General features: G+C 56.3%; 18 protein-coding genes. 9 read left to right on the top strand and 9 right to left on the bottom strand.

The features are described 5' to 3' along the window. Positions 1 to 9: 9 nt before the first annotated feature. The 5 genes from GJA01_RS07450 to GJA01_RS07470 form a co-directional block, all read right to left on the bottom strand. Positions 10 to 564 carry a 1,2-dihydroxy-3-keto-5-methylthiopentene dioxygenase gene (locus tag GJA01_RS07450; RefSeq protein ID WP_062504058.1) on the bottom strand — a complete coding sequence of 185 codons (555 nt, stop codon included), beginning with the start codon at positions 562 to 564 and terminating at the stop codon, positions 10 to 12. Positions 565 to 567: 3 nt separating this feature from the next. Next, positions 568 to 1,194, bottom strand: coding sequence for a methylthioribulose 1-phosphate dehydratase (locus GJA01_RS07455; protein ID WP_062504056.1), 627 nt, complete (start codon positions 1,192 to 1,194; stop codon positions 568 to 570). Beyond that, complete coding sequence (locus GJA01_RS07460; RefSeq protein ID WP_023944515.1) at positions 1,194 to 1,451, bottom strand: twin-arginine translocase TatA/TatE family subunit; 258 nt, start codon at positions 1,449 to 1,451, stop codon at positions 1,194 to 1,196. The genes GJA01_RS07455 and GJA01_RS07460 overlap by 1 nt, the downstream gene beginning before the upstream one ends. A gap of 71 nt (positions 1,452 to 1,522) precedes the next feature. Continuing rightward, positions 1,523 to 1,993: a CHAP domain-containing protein gene (locus GJA01_RS07465; protein ID WP_061930569.1), complete on the bottom strand. Its 471-nt coding sequence runs from the start codon at positions 1,991 to 1,993 to the stop codon at positions 1,523 to 1,525. Further along, positions 1,990 to 2,598: a regulatory protein RecX gene (locus GJA01_RS07470; protein WP_062504132.1), complete on the bottom strand. Its 609-nt coding sequence runs from the start codon at positions 2,596 to 2,598 to the stop codon at positions 1,990 to 1,992. The genes GJA01_RS07465 and GJA01_RS07470 overlap by 4 nt, the downstream gene beginning before the upstream one ends. A gap of 63 nt (positions 2,599 to 2,661) precedes the next feature. Here GJA01_RS07470 and GJA01_RS07475 point away from each other — a divergent pair, with 63 nt between their 5' ends. The 9 genes from GJA01_RS07475 (at position 2,662) to GJA01_RS07515 (ending at position 13,335) form a co-directional block, all read left to right on the top strand. Next, positions 2,662 to 4,227 (top strand): D-aminopeptidase, encoded by a 1,566-nt coding sequence (locus GJA01_RS07475; RefSeq protein ID WP_062504054.1) that lies wholly within the window; start codon positions 2,662 to 2,664, stop codon positions 4,225 to 4,227. A 151-nt stretch (positions 4,228 to 4,378) separates the two neighbouring features. After that, positions 4,379 to 5,581, top strand: coding sequence for an aspartate aminotransferase family protein (locus GJA01_RS07480; protein ID WP_062504052.1), 1,203 nt, complete (start codon positions 4,379 to 4,381; stop codon positions 5,579 to 5,581). 41 nt (positions 5,582 to 5,622) lie between these two features. Then, positions 5,623 to 6,552 carry an ornithine carbamoyltransferase gene (gene argF, locus GJA01_RS07485; RefSeq protein WP_062504130.1) on the top strand — a complete coding sequence of 310 codons (930 nt, stop codon included), beginning with the start codon at positions 5,623 to 5,625 and terminating at the stop codon, positions 6,550 to 6,552. 47 nt (positions 6,553 to 6,599) lie between these two features. Then, positions 6,600 to 7,481 (top strand): Hsp33 family molecular chaperone HslO, encoded by an 882-nt coding sequence (gene hslO, locus GJA01_RS07490; protein WP_061930685.1) that lies wholly within the window; start codon positions 6,600 to 6,602, stop codon positions 7,479 to 7,481. After that, positions 7,478 to 8,542: a hypothetical protein gene (locus tag GJA01_RS07495; RefSeq protein ID WP_062504050.1), complete on the top strand. Its 1,065-nt coding sequence runs from the start codon at positions 7,478 to 7,480 to the stop codon at positions 8,540 to 8,542. Before hslO ends, GJA01_RS07495 begins: the two co-directional genes overlap by 4 nt. Before the next feature lie 18 nt (positions 8,543 to 8,560). Then, a complete protein-coding gene (locus GJA01_RS07500) occupies positions 8,561 to 9,382 on the top strand; it encodes a hypothetical protein (protein WP_062504048.1) in 822 nt (273 codons plus the stop codon). A 135-nt stretch (positions 9,383 to 9,517) separates the two neighbouring features. After that, positions 9,518 to 10,228, top strand: coding sequence for a gluconate 2-dehydrogenase subunit 3 family protein (locus GJA01_RS07505; RefSeq protein WP_062504046.1), 711 nt, complete (start codon positions 9,518 to 9,520; stop codon positions 10,226 to 10,228). 12 nt (positions 10,229 to 10,240) lie between these two features. After that, positions 10,241 to 12,019, top strand: coding sequence for a GMC family oxidoreductase (locus GJA01_RS07510; RefSeq protein ID WP_062504044.1), 1,779 nt, complete (start codon positions 10,241 to 10,243; stop codon positions 12,017 to 12,019). Then, positions 12,016 to 13,335, top strand: a complete 1,320-nt coding sequence (locus GJA01_RS07515) for a c-type cytochrome (RefSeq protein WP_062504042.1) — start codon at positions 12,016 to 12,018, stop codon at positions 13,333 to 13,335. The genes GJA01_RS07510 and GJA01_RS07515 overlap by 4 nt, the downstream gene beginning before the upstream one ends. A gap of 55 nt (positions 13,336 to 13,390) precedes the next feature. Here GJA01_RS07515 and GJA01_RS07520 read toward each other — a convergent pair whose 3' ends face one another. From GJA01_RS07520 to GJA01_RS07535, 4 genes are read right to left on the bottom strand one after another with little or no spacing between them, the layout of a single operon-like run. Further along, positions 13,391 to 14,647, bottom strand: a complete 1,257-nt coding sequence (locus GJA01_RS07520) for a glycine-rich domain-containing protein (RefSeq protein WP_010503698.1) — start codon at positions 14,645 to 14,647, stop codon at positions 13,391 to 13,393. After that, on the bottom strand, positions 14,647 to 15,333 hold the full coding sequence (locus GJA01_RS07525) for a hypothetical protein (RefSeq protein WP_062502893.1): 687 nt from the start codon (positions 15,331 to 15,333) through the stop codon (positions 14,647 to 14,649). The genes GJA01_RS07520 and GJA01_RS07525 overlap by 1 nt, the downstream gene beginning before the upstream one ends. 2 nt (positions 15,334 to 15,335) lie before the next feature. Beyond that, the gene (locus GJA01_RS07530; RefSeq protein ID WP_010503701.1) at positions 15,336 to 16,574 is read right to left on the bottom strand and encodes a hypothetical protein; all 1,239 of its coding nucleotides are present in this window, start codon (positions 16,572 to 16,574) and stop codon (positions 15,336 to 15,338) included. Positions 16,575 to 16,619: 45 nt separating this feature from the next. Continuing rightward, positions 16,620 to 17,759: a baseplate J/gp47 family protein gene (locus tag GJA01_RS07535; RefSeq protein WP_062502924.1), complete on the bottom strand. Its 1,140-nt coding sequence runs from the start codon at positions 17,757 to 17,759 to the stop codon at positions 16,620 to 16,622. Positions 17,760 to 17,792 lie beyond the last annotated feature (33 nt).

The following is a 17,792-nucleotide window of genomic DNA, read 5'->3' on the forward strand; positions in this document are numbered from 1 at the left end:
AGTGGGCTTTCAGGAGGCCGGTGAGACATCTGCGGGGAAGCGCTCGGCAATGTCGTCCCCAGTATATTTGGCAATCCAGCCGGTCGTATCGGTGAAGACACGCAGGGCGACCACATCAGGCGACGGGCCGGCATCGAACCAGTGCGGGATGCCTTCCGGCACTGAGATCAGGTCTCCGGCAGTGCACAGGACGGAATAGATCCGGCCATGAATATGAAGAACGAACGCGCCCTGACCATGCACAAAGAAACGGACTTCATCTTCGCTATGGATATGTTCGGAGAGGAATTTCTTGCGCAGTTCCGGCAAATTGGGTGTGGAGGCGTTGATCCGCACGACGTCTGCACTGCCTGCACCCGTCTCGCCCATCAGCGTATCGAGATAAGGGCGATAGGCGGCCAGAACTTCATCTGTCGTCGCGTCCTTGGCGGGCGTAACAGGCGCTGCCCAGCGTTCGAAACGGATATTGTGCGGGCGCAATGTCTCCGCGATTTCGCCGGGAGACGTTACGTCCAGAAGGATCGTGTCGGGAGCATCGTCCCGATAGACGGTCAGTCTGCTCATGGTTCAGCGTGCTTTCTGAAGACGGGCGAGATGACAGGCAAGCAGGAACTCCAGGCCTTCAAGACGGGCCAGAGCCGTGAACATGTCCTTGCCCCACACGTAAACACCATGCCCGCGGATCAGATAACCCAGACGCATATCCGGCAGCTTCGGAGCAACAACTGTCGCAAGCCGGGCAATATCCTGATCGTTGTGAAACAGGGGCAGATCAAGGCTGGTGTCGTGGGTCGTCTGGCCTTCGAAGACCTTCAGAACCTCGTAGCCTCCCAAGGTGATAGCGTCTGTTGGCTCATCCATGGACAGGATAGTGGCCGCGACGGAATGACCATGCAGCACTGCCCCGATCGACGGATCATGCGCGTAAAGCTGGGTATGCAACAAGGTCTCGGCGCTGGCACGGTTCGCGGGATCAAGCGGCACGCCTTCAGGGGTGATCTGAATCACGTCCTGTTCCGTCAGGAAGCCCTTGTGGCCGCCAGAACGTGTGATGGCGATACGGCCATCGTCCAGACGCATGGACAGGTTGCCAGCCGTAGCCGGAACCCAACCGCGCTGATCCATCCGCTGACCCGCCCTTACAATCTGCCGGGCAGCCTCGGTCCATGCCGTATCAGACGTCGTGTTCAACATCAGACCTGCGTACGGTGCGTATCGCTGTTGGTGGTCGTCTGGCTGTAACCGGGCGACTGGTTGGGAGGCGAGATGTGACCAGGTGGCTGGCTGTTTTCAGCCGGCGTCATGTTCTCGTCTTCGCCCATGTTCTTCTTGAAGGATTTGATTCCCTTCGCGAAGTCTCCCATCAGGCCGCTGATCTTTCCACCGCCGCCAAATACGACGAGCAGGACGACCGCCAGGATCAGCCAGTGAACGGGGCTCATGCTGCCCATAATGTATTACTCCGAAAAGCCAAGGCTACACCTTCATGTGGCAAGGCTTGGGCGTTTGTGCAAGCGTTCGCTCAGGACGCATCATCCGGACCGGAGGCCGAAACGAAGCCGTAGGTTGGATAGGCCCTGCGTCCCAGGCCGTGAATGGGTGCCCACCAGACGCGAACGAGCGTCCAGTCATGATCGGGTGAAACATCCGTAATGGGAACATTGCGATCAATACGTCCCGGCTCCCAGTTAGCATGATCCACAAGGATCGTGCGTGAAGAAATCTGTCGTCGCACGATGGAAACGTGTCCGCTGGGTACGCGCGACGTCGCGCGGAAGACCAGAACCGAGCCCGCTATGGGACTATGACTGCGGGCGTAGTGCCCGGCGGACTGACGCCACCATGATGCTGCGTCTCCCCGAAGCTGGAGGCCGGTTCGGGAGCGGGCATAAGGTGCGCACTGGAGGGGGCCATTGAAACTGGCGCGGCTGAATTCACGGCTTCCCCCACAGGCCGTGAGGGATAACAGCAGGCAGAGCGCCAGTTTTTTCACGGGCGGCTCCGAAATGCGATAATCCGGTCTTCTGCTTCCTCAAGGTCCATTTCAAGGGCTGTCTGCACGACGTCTCGTGAAAAGCCATTGCGTGCGAAGATTCCCATGATACGCATCGGGTCTTCCTGAGGTCGGTCAGAACGACAGAAAGGCCCAACACGACGCTTGCGCGCCAGAACGAGTGCTGCGGCGAGTTCGGCCTCATGGGCGGAATCATCAGATCGTTCGCCCAGCGATTCGTTGAGCGCGTCCTGTGTCACGTTCTGATCGACGCCTTTGGTCGCCAGATGGGCAGCGACGGCGCGGCGGGAACGTCCGGTGCGCGTCAGGTTCAGGGCGCGGGAACGTGCAAATCCGGCATCATCCACTGCGCCCAGTTCTGTCATGGCGGAAACGACATCATCTACGGCGGGACGCAGGGAAGCGATCGTAGCTTCAGCCTCTTCTTCAGGCAGACCGGCTCGAACAGCGCGTGTTGCCCAGCGGCGCAGACGCCGCTCCAGCATCTGGCGCAGGCCGTGTTCGGTTGTGGCGAAACGGGCCAGATGAGCCAGAGCCGTTTCACGCAACACCTTGAAATCGGGAGCGGTTGGAATGTCCTCCATAGAGAAGGAGTATGCTGCCAAGTAGGCATTTACGGCAAGATCGGATGAGGCCATCATCGCCCCATGAGCGACTCTTTTTCAGCCCGTCTCGAGGCGGCCGTCTCCGCCATTCCTGCCCGCTATCCCGGCCCCGGCGGGGCTATTGCCGTTGTAAAGGACGGCGAAGTTCTGGTGCGCCACACCTGGGGATACGCCAATGCGGAACGACGGCTTTCTTTTACGCCCTCTACCCTGTTCCGCATGTGCTCGATCACCAAGCAGTTTACCTGCGGTGTGATGCTGGATCTTTTTCAGGACCCCACAGAACTGGATGGGGATGTGGATGACCGCCTGCCCCAGCTTGATGAGCCTGCTCCGGGCGCCCTGCATCTGGCACATAACCAGTCAGGCCTGCGGGATTACTGGGCCGTGGCTATGCTGCATGGAGCACCGATCGAAGGAGACTTCGGAGACCGGGAAGCGCGCCGCGTTATTGATGGAACACGCACCCTCCAGTTCCAGCCAGGCACGTCCTATTCCTATGTGAACCAGAACTTCCGCCTTTTATCCGATATTCTGGAAGACAGGACGGGACGGAGCTTTGCGGAACTGCTTCAGACGTCCGTGTTCAATCCTGCCGGTATGGAACGCGCCATTCTGGCGGCCGAGACCCGCGCCATGCCGGACGGTACAATCGGCTATGAAGGCACTGTTGAAAGCGGCTTCCGACCGGCGATCAACAATGTTCTGTGGACAGGCGATGCCGGACTAGGCGCCTCGCTGGATGACATGATTGCCTGGGAGCGCTTCATTGACGCCACCCGTGACGATCCGGACGGGCTTTACAATCGCCTCACAAGCCCGGTGACCTTTCTGGATGGTGCAGCTGCCCCCTATGGTTTTGGACTGCAACGCACCTCCATGTTCGGGCGGGATATGACGATGCATGGGGGCGCCCTGCGTGGCTGGCGTTCGCATCGTCTGCATGTGGCATCGGAGCGACTGTCCGTGGTGGTGATGTTCAATCATATGGCACCTGCTCAGGTGGCCGCAGCCCAGATTCTGGCTGCAGCTCTTGGCGTTCCTTATGAGCCGGAGCGGACGACCCAGCAGCCCCTTGAACTTTACGGGACGTATCTTGAACAGGAAACGGGCCTGTCTGCCCGAATCGAACCCGCGCCCGGAGGCGCACAGCTTCGCTATCTGATGGTTCCTGAAATGCTGGAAGGGGTTGCTCCTTCACGGGCAGAAACGCAGACCGTCCGTGTGGTGCGTCAGGGCGACGAAGTTCGCATGGAGCGTCCCGGTGAAAACCGGGTTGGTATTCTAACAGCGTGTGATGAAACGCCGGGCGAGGATGTTGACGCTCTTGAAGGTGTCTATCGCTGCGAAGAGCTGGATGAGGCAGAAGTCACCATCACACTGACAAATGGTGTCGTTTACGGCGGTTTCTCAGGCATTCTCGGCAATGGACGTATGGAGCCACTCCAAAGGCTGGCGAAGGATGTGTGGGTTCTGCCCTGCCCGCGCGCTCTGGATCATACCGCCCCGGGAGACTGGACGCTGGCCTTCGAGCGGGATGCGGCAGGTGTAAATGCGCTTCGCGTTGGGTGCTGGCTGGCCCGGGATCTCGTTTACAGGCGTGCCTGAAGCCGTTCTTTCCCCGCAAGGGGTTTGACGGATTGCATTTCTGCCGCACAGTATGTGTCTGCGGAATCTTTGGCCCTGCCCCGGGCGACCGGGGCAGGGTTTTCCGATTCTGCAGCTTTTCATTCACCCCGATTCAGGATCGTCGATCATCATGATCTCCGCCCTCATGCCCAATTACAAACGTGCCGACCTTGCTTTCGAGCAGGGCGAAGGCGTCTGGCTGACGGCATCGGACGGGCGACGATATCTGGATTTCGGGGCTGGCATTGCCGTCTCCTCGCTTGGCCATGGACATCCGAAACTGGTGAAGACCATCGCGGATCAGGCTGCGAAGGTCATGCATGTCTCGAATCTTTATCGCATTCCGCAGGCTGAAAAACTGGCGGATCTTCTGGTGAAGAATTCGTTCGCGGACTCTGTCCTGTTCTGCAATTCGGGTGCCGAAGCCAACGAAGGCATGGTGAAGATGATTCGCCGCGCCCAGTTTGAGAACGGCCATCCGGAACGGACGCGTATTCTGTGCTTTGACGGCGCTTTCCATGGCCGGACTCTGGCCATGATTTCCGCCACAGGGAACCCCGCCTATCAGAAGGGTTTCGGCCCTGTTGTCGAAGGCTTTGACCACGCGCCGTTCAACAACACGAACACGCTGCGGGCGGCCATTACGCCGGAGACGGCTGGTATCATCGTGGAGCCAATTCAGGGCGAAAGCGGTATCAAGCCTGCGACAGAAGTCTTCATGAAGGCACTTCGTGCGGTTTGCGACGAGCACGGCATTTATCTTGGCTTCGACGAAGTTCAGACGGGTGTCGGCCGGACAGGCAAGCTGTTCGCGCATGAGTGGTACGGCATCAAGCCGGACGTCATTTCCATTGCCAAGGGCATTGGTGGCGGCTTCCCGCTGGGGGCCGTTCTGGCGACGGAAGAGTTGGCCAAACACCTGACGCCGGGATCTCACGGCACGACATTTGGCGGCAATCCACTGGCCTGCGCTGCCGGGACAACCGTTCTTGAAGAAGTCCTCAGCCCTGGTTTTCTGAACCACGTTCAGAGCGTTGGAGAAACATTTGGCGCCCTGCTCCAGGACGTTGTGAAACGCTCTTCCGGGGTATTTGACGATGTGCGCGGCATGGGCCTGATGCGTGGGCTGCACTGTGTGCCTCCGGTCGGTGAGGTCATGCCGTTTGTAACGGCGGCTGGTCTTTTGACAGTTGGAGCGGGGGACAATGTTCTGCGTCTTGTGCCGCCGCTGATCGTGACGGAAGAAGACTGCAAAATTGCGTGCAACAAACTGATTGAGGCAGCCGAAGCCTTTGTGGCTGCCGGGAAACTGGAACAGGAGACAGTGTCGTGAGTCTGGCTATCGCCCCCCGGACAGTTGGAACGGAACAGCAGATGCCACGGCATTTTCTTGATATTCGGGATTTTAGCGGAGACGTTATTCGGCAGATCATTGATCTGTCGGCCCGCGTTAAAGCTCTGCAAAATAATCGTGCGCGCCCCTTGCATCCAGAGCGTCCCCTTGAAGGCCGAACTCTTGGCCTGATGCTGGCACAGCCTTCCACCCGGACGCGTGTGTCGTTCGAAGTCGGAATGGGTCAGCTTGGCGGCCAGGTTTCGGTACTTTCGCCGGGAGATATGCAGCTTGGACGCGGGGAGACCATTGCAGATACGGCACGGGTTCTCTCACGCTTTCTGGATGTGATTGTTCTGCGAACGGGCAAGGATGAAAACCTGCGCGAACTGGCAAAGTGGAGCACCGTGCCAGTTATCAACGGTCTGACGCCGGTGTCCCATCCGATCCAGATTCTGGCGGATGTTCTGACGTTTGAAGAACATCGCGGCCCGATTGCGGGCAAGACGCTGGCCTGGATTGGCGATGGCAACAATGTTGCGACCTCGCTGATGGAAGCTGCGGCTCTGCTGAAATTCAATGTGCGTCTGGCAACACCTACCGGATTTGCACCCAGTGAGCGTGCGGTACGATGGGCGCGCGAAAATGGCGCTTCCATCGAAATCTTCCATAATCCGGCTGAAGCCGTTGCCGGAGCAGATGCTGTTCTGACAGACACCTGGGTCAGCATGGGGGACAAGGACCGCGAAGAACGCCTTGAAGCCTTCCGCCATTACCAGGTGGATGCTGCCCTTATGGCGAAAGCTGCGCCTGAGGCCCTGTTCCTTCACTGCCTCCCTGCCCATATCGGGGAAGAAGTGACGACGGATGTTTTCGAAAGCCCGGCGTCTGTTGTTTTTGATGAAGCGGAAAACCGACTTCATACGCAGAAGGGCCTGCTTCTCTGGGCTCTTGGGAGAGAAAACGGGTGATCGATACACCTCCATTTCTTGACAGGGACCGTCCCAACGTCCCGAACATGGTTGTTTCCGGAGGGATTGTTCCCTTCCATCTGGAGCGATCGCCGGTGCGGGGGCGCCTTGTCAGGCTGGGGAAACTGGCTGACGCTATCCTCGCCCGTCATGACCTGCCGGACGTTGTTCTGGAACTGGGCGGTCAGGCGTTGGCCCTTGTGGCGGCCATGGCTTCTGCCCTGAAGTTCAAAGGCTCTTTCTCCCTGCAGATCAAGGGCGATGGACCGGTCACGATGCTGCTGGCGGATGCGACGGATACTGGTGATCTGCGCTTTATGGCACGTCTTTCAGAAGACGCGGATCCAGAGAATCTTCCGCAGACAACGCCCGAGCTTCTGGGCAACGGGTTCATGGCGTTCACGATTGATCAGGGGGCGGATATGGACCGCCATCAGGGCATCGTGGAACTGACGGGAGACACACTCTCCGGCATGGCCATGCACTACTTCCAGACCAGCGAGCAGCATGATTGTCTGATCCGGTTGTTCTGCACGAAGACGCTGGAAGGCTGGCGGGCCAGTGCGCTGGTTCTGGAACGCATTGCTGCGGAAGGTGGCATTGAAGCCACCGCGCAGGATAACGATGCGTGGGAAACGGCCTGTACGTTTGCCGAAACACTCCAGCCTGTTGAAATTTTTGATGAAGATCTAGGCAGTGGGGATCTGATCTATCGTCTGTTCGGGACGTTGGATGTGCAGATCGCGACCCCCCGCGCTCTGGCTTATGGCTGTCGCTGTTCGCGCGCCCGTCTTGCGGCGGTACTCGACAGGTTCAGCACGGGCGATCTGGACCACATGGTTGAAGACGGAGCCATCACGATGAACTGTGAGTTCTGTAATGTCGGTTTCCGCTTCACCCGCGACGAACTGGGAGACAAGCCTGAATGATGACTTCGCTGCTGGATGGTATCGAGATTGATGGTGCGCCTGCCGGGGCGCTGTACCCCGGATGGGTCGCACTCCAACGTCAGCCGGTCGTCGGGCAGTTCGAAGTTGTTGTTTTTCAGGATGAGATCAGCCGCAGACAGGCCTGCTGGTGGCTGGAGAACGGAATTTACAGGGGTAGCCATGTTCTGGCCTTGGCTCCACCTGTTCAGAACGATCTTCTGACCGCGATGGATCCTCTGTTCTGGCCTTTGGCGGAAGGCGTTCTGGGAGGGGACATCAAGGAAGATGCACGCATCTTCAGAACGGATCTTCCGGAAGTTGCCTTTCGTGAGCTTTCAGGGGCCTGGCTGGGACGCCATGCCCCTCATGCCATCTTCATCGCGGCAGGCCATGCGGATAGCGGGGAAGCCCTGACCTGCCCGGACGGAAAACCCGTCGCGGAAGGACGGATGAAAGCCCTGCTTTCTGCAAAGCGTACTGGTGGTGCACTGATTGTGTCTTCGCCGTTTTCGGCCCTGCCTGTTCGTGCCCAGATTGAGATGAAACTGGGGGCTTCCGCAACTGCCTACCGGTTTTATGACGAAGCCGAGAACACTGTCTTCTACCTTGTCTGGGATGAAACAGCGCCGGACCGTCGACCGTCTTTCTATTATCCCAAAGGCCCGCTGCTGATCAGCGATGCTCCTTCCGGGCCGCTCTTTCCCGGCTGGATTCTGGAATGGTTTGCCAGCCATTCGGATCATGCAGAGACAATCCGTTCAGCGCGTCCGTTTCTTCCGGAAGATTTTGGAGTAGGTCAGGCATCTTCGTTGCGCACGCCCAAAACCCCTCGGGATGATCGACCCACCTCTCCACTTGCTTCTACAGAGGCTACACACTCTGTTAGTAGGTCTTCGATCCCTGAACCCACAGAGATTCAGAGCACACCAGAGCCTATGGCGGCTCCACAAAGATCCTTTTTACCGGAGCTTCCACTGGAGACCACTCCGGTATTAAAGTCAGAGCCTAAAAAGGGGCTGTTCGGGCGACTGAAATCCCTTTTGGACCGCCATAGCAAGTAGGTTTCGGGAGACTGGGTGATGGGTATGAGACGCTGGATCGGAGCAAGTGCTCTGGCTTTTTCCCTTGCTCTTGGGGGATGTGCAGACGATGAGCCTGCGCAGACATTCCCACCAGCCGATTATAGCTATCTGTCCCAGCTTCACCTGAATGTTGCTACGATTAATATTCAGGACGAGGCAGTTCCCTCCCCAGGCACACTGAGCGCCAAAGCCCCTACTCCGCCTGATCAGGCGCTCAAACAAATGGCCAGCCAGCGTCTTGTTGCCAGCGGGCAGACCGGGCAGGCGGATTTCATCATCAAGCAGGCCTATATCTCTGCCACAGGAGAGAATGCCATTTCTGGCGCAATGGATGTGCAGTTGAATGTTGCGGATGCGGGTAACCTGCATACAGGTTACATTCATGCCCGGATCAGCCGCAAACTCGACACCGGCTCCAAGAGTGCCACGTCACGTGCCTCCCTGTATGAACTGGCCAATCAGATGATGCAGGACATGAATGTCGAACTGGAGTTCCAGATCCGCAAGAAGCTGATGAGCTGGATGACGGATGCCATCGGGAATCCACTCGTTGATGGCGGGGTCAAACAGCAATCTCTTGGCGCGCCTGGTACTGCGGCCCCTCCGGCAGTTGTACCCTCCGTCACAACCCCGCCCACGACCACCAGCGTTCCGCAGGCAGCTCCCGTTTCAACCCAGCCCAGTGTGCCAGACGCCATTTTTCCAACTGGCTCAAGCGATGATGGCACGCCAGCGGTTTCCGCTCCAAAACAGAAATCCCCTCCCATGGGAACTCTGCAATTACCATCCTCCTCGCAGGCCTCTGGTTCAGGCGGTTAAAATTCATCCTCCTAGGGTTGTGATCGCGTAGGGTCTGGCTTCAGACCTGACGCTTATTCTATGGGGTCATGCCCTTACTTATTTCGGATATGTTCATTTCCCGAACATGGCCCTACCCTCGTTCTGGAGACAACTGTGCCCCCGAAGGAACCCACCCTGACACGGCCCCTTCGCCGTAGTTTCGTCAAAGGCCTTCTGGGCTCCACATCATTCTGGATGGTGAGTGGACATTCCCACTGGGCTGATGCTCTGGCGCAAGAAGCACAGAAGCCTTATCAGCCCACGTTCTTCACGCCTGATGAATACCGTTTTCTGGAAGCGGCGACAGAACGTCTTTTTCCACAGGATCAGCACGGATCAGGGGCGCGCGCCTTAGGTGTAGCCGAATTTATTGATCGACAGATGGAGTCTCCGTACGGGCATGGAGACAACTGGTACATGTCCGCCCCTTTTGTACAGGGACCGGCCAATCTTGGGTATCAACTCCCCTTTGTCCCTCGTGATCTGTACCGGAAAGGTATCGCAGGGCTGGAGGCCTATACTCATCAACAGCATGGAAAAGTTTTTGCCGATCTGCCCTTGTCCGCACAGGAGCAAATTCTGACAGCACTTGAAGGCGGATCTGTTCCGCTTGGGGACATTCCGGGGCGTGTTTTCTTTGAGCAACTGCGCACAAATACGATGGAGGGTGCTTTTTCCGATCCTCTTTATGGCGGCAATAAAGGCCTGGGCGGCTGGCTCATGCTCGGCTTTCCAGGTGCCCGCGCGGATTTCATGGACTGGGTCAATCAGGATGGAGAGGCATATCCCTTTGGTCCGATTTCGATCTCGGGTGAGACGGCCTGAGGGACACAGATCATGACCAAAAAACACGTAGATGCCATTGTTGTTGGCGCAGGCTGGGCTGGGTCCATTCTTGCCAAGGAACTGACGGAGGCCGGTCTTTCCGTCGTCATGCTGGAACGCGGCTCGGAACGCGCCACTGCCGTCGAAGGCGCTTATCCAGAATCCATTGATGAACTACGAGGCGCCATTCGCAAACGACTGTTCCAGAATCTGTCCCAAACGACGGTGACTGTTCGCAATACGATTGACCAGACAGCCCTGCCTTACCGGCAACTAGCAGCCTTCCTGCCCGGCGAAGGGGTTGGAGGGGCTGGTCTTCATTGGTCCGGCGTTCATTTTCGGGTTTCCCCGGAAGATCTGCGTCTGCGCAGCTCAGTCGTAGAACGCTATGGTGATAAATTCATCCCTGAAGGTATGAACCTTCAGGATTACGGCGTCACCTATTCCGAGCTGGAACCGTTTTTCGACAAGGCTGAAAAAGTCTTTGGAACCTCTGGTGAGGCATACAAAGTAAACGGAAAGATCGTCGGAAACGGTAATATCTTTGATGGAGACCGGTCCGACAATTTCCCACTCCCCGCCATGAAGGATACGTTCACCGCATCCACATTCCGGGCAGCCGCGACTGAAGCCGGATACCATCCCTATTCCCTGCCGGCTGCAAATGCCTCTCGCCAATATACAAACCCCTATGGCTGCCAGATGGGGCCGTGTAATTTTTGTGGGTACTGTAGCGGATATGACTGCTACCTTTATTCTAAAGCCTCTCCCAATGTGAATGTTCTGCCTGCCCTAAGGCAGGACCCGGGCTTTACGCTGATTTCAGATGCGCATGTTCTACGTGTGGATCTGGATGACACGCGCTCCAAGGCAACGGGCGTCACGTATCTGGAAACCAAAACGCAGAAGGAAGTTTCCCTGTCTGCAGATCTCGTTATCCTGAGTGCGTTCCAGTTCCATAACGTTCATCTGATGCTGCTGTCAGGAATTGGAAAACCTTACGACCCTGTCAGCAATACGGGCACAATAGGACGTAATTTCGTTTATCAGACCATCACCTCTTCCCGGATCTGGTTGCCGCCGTCCAAGTACACCAACCAGTTCATCGGTGCTGGTGGCGTTGGCGTTGCCATAGATGACTTCAACAGTATGAATTTCGATCATGGGCCACTTGGCTTTGTTGGCGGTTCGCCGGTCTGGGTGAATCAGGCAGGTCTCAAGCCCATTGCCGCCGCTATCGGGACAGGCGGTGGTGGCACGCCGCGGTGGGGATCAGCCTATAAAGGTGCACTGATTGACACATATAAACACTCGATCGGTGTCGATGCCCATGGCAGTAACATGGCTTACCGAGACGTCTATCTGGATCTGGATCCGACATGGAAAGATGCTTACGGGCAACCCCTCCTCCGGATGACATTCACCTGGAAAGACAACGATATTCGAATGAACCAATATGTTGTCAGCAAGATTGAACCCATTGCCAAAGCGATGGGAGCGACAAAGGCCAATCTTGTGCATCTGAATGCGGGGCAGCCCTTCGACACCCGCCACTATCAGACGACGCATCTTGGTGGGGGCGCAATCATGGGAACTGATCCTCAAACCAGTGCTCTCAATCGCTATCTCCAAAGCTGGGATGTTTCGAACGTCTTCGTTATCGGATCAAATGCCTTTCCACAGGGGATGGGTTACAATCCGACAGGTATGGTTGCAGCCCTTGCCTATTGGGCGGCCTATCACATTCGCACAACCTACCTGAAATCTCCCGGACCACTGGTGCAGGCATGAAGACTTTCCCAATCCTGGCCTTTGCTTGCAGCATCTTTGCTCTAAGCCACCAAACAGCATCTGCTCACGATGACAAGGCCACTCTGAGAGAGGAAGGCCGATATCTTGCGGCGGCGTCCGACTGTGCCGCATGCCATTCAATCAAGAACAAGCCAGAATATTCCGGTGGAGTATCTTTTGCACTCCCGATTGGCACCATCTATTCCACAAACATCACTCCGGACATGGATCACGGCATCGGAAAATATACCGAAGCCGAATTCGGGCGTGCATTACGTGAAGGCGTTCGACGGGACGGCTCAACGCTCTATCCTGCGATGCCTTATCCGTCTTATGCACGCCTGACGGATCATGACGTTCATGCTCTTTACACCTATTTTCATGAAAGTGTTCCAGCAGCAAGCATTCCGACGCCGGAAAATGGTATTCGATGGCCTTTCTCGATGCGCTGGCCGCTCATGTTCTGGCGATGGGCTTTTTCTCCTGCCCCAGTAAAGGCGCAGGAGAAAACCCTGCATGAATTTGCTGATACCCAGATGGCGAGAGGCGCTTATCTCGTAGAAGGCCCGGCGCATTGCGGAGCCTGTCACTCTCCTCGCGGTCTGACCATGCAGGAAAAAGCGCTGACCGCCTCAGACAGCCCGTCTTTTCTTGTGGGGGGTGCTTTGATTGACGGCTGGATCCCAACCTCCCTGCGCCAGGAGAACCGAACAGGCCTGGGGCGATGGAGTGAGCAGGATATTGTCGATTTCCTGAAAACCGGTCGCAACATGCAAGGCGAGAGCTTTGGTGCAATGACTTCCGCCATTGTACATGGCACACAGCACCTGTCAGACTCTGACCTCCATGCCATAGCAAAATATCTGCGGGCTCTTCAACCTTTCGATAGAACACAGACAAACTGGGTCTATGACCCGAGCGCAACCAATGCCCTTCGCAAAGCAGACGTCTCTGCACGCGGAGCGAAACTGTATGTGGATAACTGTGCCGCATGCCATCGTACAGATGGAAAGGGTTATCCGGCTGTCTTCCCGCCTCTGGCGGGAAATCCTGTTGTCATGGGAAAAGATCCGGCGTCTCTGGTGCATATTGTCCAGGTCGGAGCAACATTACCAAAAACCGAGACAGCCCCGTCTGCCTTTACGATGCCAGATTTCATGCATCGTCTGAACGATCAGCAAGTCGCTGATGTGGTGACATTTATCCGTCACGCCTGGGGCAACAACGCTCCCGCTGTCAGCGCGGAAGATGTTGCGAAACTTCGGAAAGATATGCCGCCGCGCAATATGGCAGACGGTGAAATTTCACTAAACTGATAGTCTGCGGGAGAAGGAGGGAGATAATCCTCCCCCTTCCCTAATGCCCTAAATATCAAGGTAAAAATCGATACATTACGCAGCCTGAAAAGCCTGCGCCGGCTGTGGTCGGAGTGCCATCAACAGCAGCAGAATACGAACCACCACCACCCGCGCCAAAGCGGGTTCCGTCGCGCCCGACCTGATTGCCGCAACGGCCACCGCCACCCCATGGGCCGCCGCCGCCATAACCGCCAAAGGTCGAAGCGTTACTCTGCCCGTCTCCTCCCCAACTTCCAGTCTGATTCCAGATCGTTCCTCCGGAGGCGGTCCCCCCATCACCACCGGCAGAGCCAGTATTGTCATAGAAAAATCCGCCATGGCCTCCACTGGCCTGCAAAAGCGTCTGACCGTTATAGCTGACAAGAGAGGTTCCTCCTGTCTGCCCTGCCGTTCCTCCTTGACCAATGGTGACGCCCAGAGCGCCTCCACTGGTGGCACTAACGGTATAAATACCCCATGCGTCGCCACCGCCACCGCCTCCACCGCCTGAAAAAGACCCAGTCAATGCTGTGGAACTCGATGATGCACCGCCGCCGCCGCCGCCAATCGCGCGCAGTTCGACGCGGCTTGCCCATGCCGGAACGGAAAGAGACGTGTCATTCGCCACAAGCTGCATTGGTTCTGCAATGGCACGCAGCAATGTCTGCGTCGCAAGTTCGGGAATTGTTGGCCAGAAAGCCTGTCCCGGTTGCGGCTGAACACCAGCCAAAGAAGCCACACCTTGCGGAATTGCCAGTGTATAAAGCGGAACCACAGTCCCACCATCGGGAGCAGAAGGCGCATCCGTTGCAATCACAAAAGACATTCCAGCCCAGCGACGGGTAGGAAGTACGTTGCCGCTATTGTTCAGCCCTGCCTGTGTCTGGGACGGATTGGAAGCATTGAAAAATGCCAGAACTGTCTGATCAATATCCTGTTCGGAACAAATTGCGAAAACAGTATAGTTTGCCCCCGTTCCCGGCACAGTAACCGTTACTGCCGTCTCACTTGAATACTGGCAGGTGGTTTGTGTCGGGTCAGCGCGATAACCACCGCCAGCGCCTCCAAGAGGGGCCGCATCCATCACCCCTGGAGCCGTAATGGATCCAGGATCAATCGTTACGGCTAAAGAAGAAGAAGAAGGCGTACAACCAAGCCCGGAAGCCGCAATAACACCCCGGCCATATAACATGTCAGACATATGGCCTATTGCAGCCTTGCCATACTTTCCAACACGTAAAAGGTCCGTATCCAGCGGGATAGACCCCGCATATACAATCGCCCGATCCATTACTGCTCCACCCGAACCCAGCCCGTTACACCGCCGGCTGCGGTCCGTTCAATGACTTGATAAATAGCCTGTGCATCAGAAGCCTGACCCAAAGCAGTCTCCAGAAAAAACTGCCCTCCAGACTGGCTGCCATACCGTAAGTCAGCACAGCCATATCCAAAACCTCCGCCACAGGACGGTGAGGCAAAAGACGCCTGTGCATGACAATCTGCTGCATTCAAAGGCTCAATAATAACGGGCTCCACACCCGTGACAGCGACCAGAGCATCTCTGACGGCTTGCCGGGTATTTCGCGGCGCTACCAGAGAACTCACAATCCGTTTGCGATAATCGCTGTCGCTTTCCGAGACTCTCCTCGGCAACCCGTCCACACCGAAATAATCTGCCGCCAGCATATCCAGGAAGGCATCGCTCATTGTCGAAAGGCGCGTCTGCTTGCGGCATTTCTCCATAAGAGCCCAGATTCCAGAAAGAACCGTGGAAAACCCTGTCAGAAGAGCCACCAGCACCGGTGCTTCTTCCTCTTGCAACCCCTGAGGAGGGGCCGGGAACCAACCAGTGGGAAGGAGCGCACGCAAGCGGGCCGTAAAATCTTCAATAGAGCCCGGGACTGGCCCGGTATCCAAAAGGGCTTTTCCATCCGTAGCCTGGAGAACTAACCCTTCTTCGTCATAAAGCGTACCCATCGTCAGCTTCCAACCTGAGCCGGGCTCATCAACGGAATACGATAATCAGATCCATTGATGTTGATATGCAAAAATCCGCCATCAGCAGTTGTCGGCAAGGTCATCCCTTCACCGCTGACAGGAGAGGATATCTGCAATTCACCACCCTCTGCTGGAAAAAGCCCCAGATTGGCGGATCCATTTGCGCCCTGTTGTACATAGAGGCCAGCCGCCTGACTTCCTGCACCCGCCTGCACCTGAAGAGCATTATTGGGGGCCGCGATACTCCCAACTGAAAAAAGAGTATGTCCTTCGATATTACTGAAAAGAATCTCGTTATCGACAAAATCCTGGCGTACTCCTTTTGCGCGCTCCGTAACCGTAGAACGTACAAAGGCGCCGACATTGCTACCCACAGCACCCGAAACTACTTCTGGGGTATGCCATTCCATGGCATGATTACGCGCCAGAGAAAGTGCCGAGGCGTAACCGTCGTCTGTTCCATCCGTTCCACTAAGGGACGTGGCACCAAAAACAATTCCCGTCTGCCACGAATTCGGATTCGAAACAAAAACCATTCCAGCAGCCGCATCCGACGTGCCATCCGTCTGACCTCCGCCTACACCAAGCTGAATACCGTAGACACCGCCGCCCACATTAGGAGCGTAGGGATTGGACTGGCCAATAGCCAACCCACCAAAATTGACGGCTTCCAGTTCCATGACGAATGTCGGCTGATAATTCACGCCTGCCAGACGCCATGCTTCTCCATAATATGCATAGGCAGTCGTGGTTGTCGGGGTAGAGGTGTCATCGGCCACACCCCAAGACGCTACGCCAATCGAACTTGGCTGGAAACCAAGTGTCGCAGGCGCCGTTTTTGCATCGGATGTGCGGGATGCTGCGACGAAAGCACTATTACCAAACTGCGCAACCGACGCACACTGAGCGTCCTGTAATGCCCATGGCCCAATAGACGTCTCTCCCATCGTGCGGGAAAGCCAGTCCTTTTTTGATGCCGCGTCACGATCACTCAAGCCAGGATTAGACGCAGCATCTCCAATCAGAACCCGATCCGCAAACCGACTGATTTTTGCCCCTTTATCCTCGTAAAAGCTTCCTGTCGGCGTCGAAACCGCAGGTGCACCGGCAATCTGCGATGCAGTTGCCGTAACCGTATGTTGACCACTGGCATCGGCAAGGACAAGAACCTCGTTTCCAGTCAGCGCCTCAAGTTTTGGATATCTATTAAAAACAGGCATAGTCTTCCCCATCCTCCGCAAATATTCATGCAAGAGGCCTGTTTGTCAGTTTTGAATGACGCTGATCTGAATACTACCAACCGCCAAAGCCTGGTCGCCGTTCGCAGGAATATCCAACTGACTTCCGTTGAGGCGCACATCAAGAACGGACGTAACGGTGACGCCCGCGCCCACATAAGCCAGATAGGAGAGTCTACTGAAAGCATACCCACTGCCTACAGTCGTTCCTGCAATATCCTGCGTAATGGCATTCTGAATGGCAGTTGTCGCCTGCTGTATTCCGACAGATAAAGGCACCACAACAGTCATGGAAACATTCAGAATCAGCAAAGATGGCGCCCGCACGCCAAACCCGACCCCGAGCGCCTTAACCTCATTCACTGCGTCGTAAATCTGCTCCAGCAACTGATCTGCCGGAGCCCCACTGCCATCATTCAAAACGACTGTAAAATATCCAGAGCGGGCAGTATCATCCGCTACCAATCCGTCCCGCAACGAATAGGAAAGACCCGTCTGAACACCCAAAATGGCATTCCCCACGGCGGCTCGACTGGCAGATGCTTTTGCCGCCAACCACAATGGAAAGCGGGTCCGCAACTCTGCATCGGTTTCCTGATCTGAACCATTCAGGAACGCCACAGGATTAGTCACTGTATCGATACCAGAAATAGCTGTACCCATGAGACAGATCGCACCCACCGGGACATTCCCAATTCCTCCAGCACTCTGACACTGAACCGGAACGGAAATATTCGACATACCAGCTGTCCGTACGTAGCCTCCGGCCGTTTCCGACCACCCCGAGAGCATACTCTCCTTCACAACAACAAAAGAGAGGCCGGAAACAGTTCGTACAATCGTGCCGGGCACCACAACAGCCGATTGCTGTGCAGGTGAGAACGACGACATAATGACCATTCCGCTTGAGGCCGTACCCGGAAGACGTGACATCCCAAAATCCTGGACGAAACTGTCACAATCCTCAGCAGTACATGTTGCCAAACGGGTTCGAAGCAAAATCTGTAACACCAGATATTGCAACCATAATCCGATACCCCCTACGCTTTCCATCAGCGCGCGAACCGGAGACCCGACAGAAACATCCAGTAATTGCGTACAGGAAGATTGCGCCGTTACCACGGCGGTAGACACCGTCGTGGTGAACGAGCGAAGAGAAAGAGACATTACATCCTCCAGATACACCCGACTGAAACAGGC

Source organism: Gluconobacter japonicus (genome assembly GCF_002723975.1).
GTDB classification, from domain to species: domain Bacteria; phylum Pseudomonadota; class Alphaproteobacteria; order Acetobacterales; family Acetobacteraceae; genus Gluconobacter; species Gluconobacter japonicus.

Coding starts and splice junctions, on each gene's coding strand:
- GJA01_RS07450 (WP_062504058.1), bottom strand. CDS start 564: ATGAGCAGACTGACCGTCTATCGGGACGATGCTCCCGACACGATCCTT.
- GJA01_RS07455 (WP_062504056.1), bottom strand. CDS start 1,194: ATGTTGAACACGACGTCTGATACGGCATGGACCGAGGCTGCCCGGCAG.
- GJA01_RS07460 (WP_023944515.1), bottom strand. CDS start 1,451: ATGGGCAGCATGAGCCCCGTTCACTGGCTGATCCTGGCGGTCGTCCTG.
- GJA01_RS07470 (WP_062504132.1), bottom strand. CDS start 2,598: ATGGAGGACATTCCAACCGCTCCCGATTTCAAGGTGTTGCGTGAAACG.
- GJA01_RS07475 (WP_062504054.1), top strand. CDS start 2,662: ATGAGCGACTCTTTTTCAGCCCGTCTCGAGGCGGCCGTCTCCGCCATT.
- GJA01_RS07480 (WP_062504052.1), top strand. CDS start 4,379: ATGATCTCCGCCCTCATGCCCAATTACAAACGTGCCGACCTTGCTTTC.
- argF (WP_062504130.1), top strand. CDS start 5,623: ATGCCACGGCATTTTCTTGATATTCGGGATTTTAGCGGAGACGTTATT.
- hslO (WP_061930685.1), top strand. CDS start 6,600: ATGGTTGTTTCCGGAGGGATTGTTCCCTTCCATCTGGAGCGATCGCCG.
- GJA01_RS07495 (WP_062504050.1), top strand. CDS start 7,478: ATGATGACTTCGCTGCTGGATGGTATCGAGATTGATGGTGCGCCTGCC.
- GJA01_RS07500 (WP_062504048.1), top strand. CDS start 8,561: ATGGGTATGAGACGCTGGATCGGAGCAAGTGCTCTGGCTTTTTCCCTT.
- GJA01_RS07510 (WP_062504044.1), top strand. CDS start 10,241: ATGACCAAAAAACACGTAGATGCCATTGTTGTTGGCGCAGGCTGGGCT.
- GJA01_RS07515 (WP_062504042.1), top strand. CDS start 12,016: ATGAAGACTTTCCCAATCCTGGCCTTTGCTTGCAGCATCTTTGCTCTA.
- GJA01_RS07520 (WP_010503698.1), bottom strand. CDS start 14,647: ATGGATCGGGCGATTGTATATGCGGGGTCTATCCCGCTGGATACGGAC.
- GJA01_RS07525 (WP_062502893.1), bottom strand. CDS start 15,333: ATGGGTACGCTTTATGACGAAGAAGGGTTAGTTCTCCAGGCTACGGAT.
- GJA01_RS07530 (WP_010503701.1), bottom strand. CDS start 16,574: ATGCCTGTTTTTAATAGATATCCAAAACTTGAGGCGCTGACTGGAAAC.
- GJA01_RS07535 (WP_062502924.1), bottom strand. CDS start 17,759: ATGTCTCTTTCTCTTCGCTCGTTCACCACGACGGTGTCTACCGCCGTG.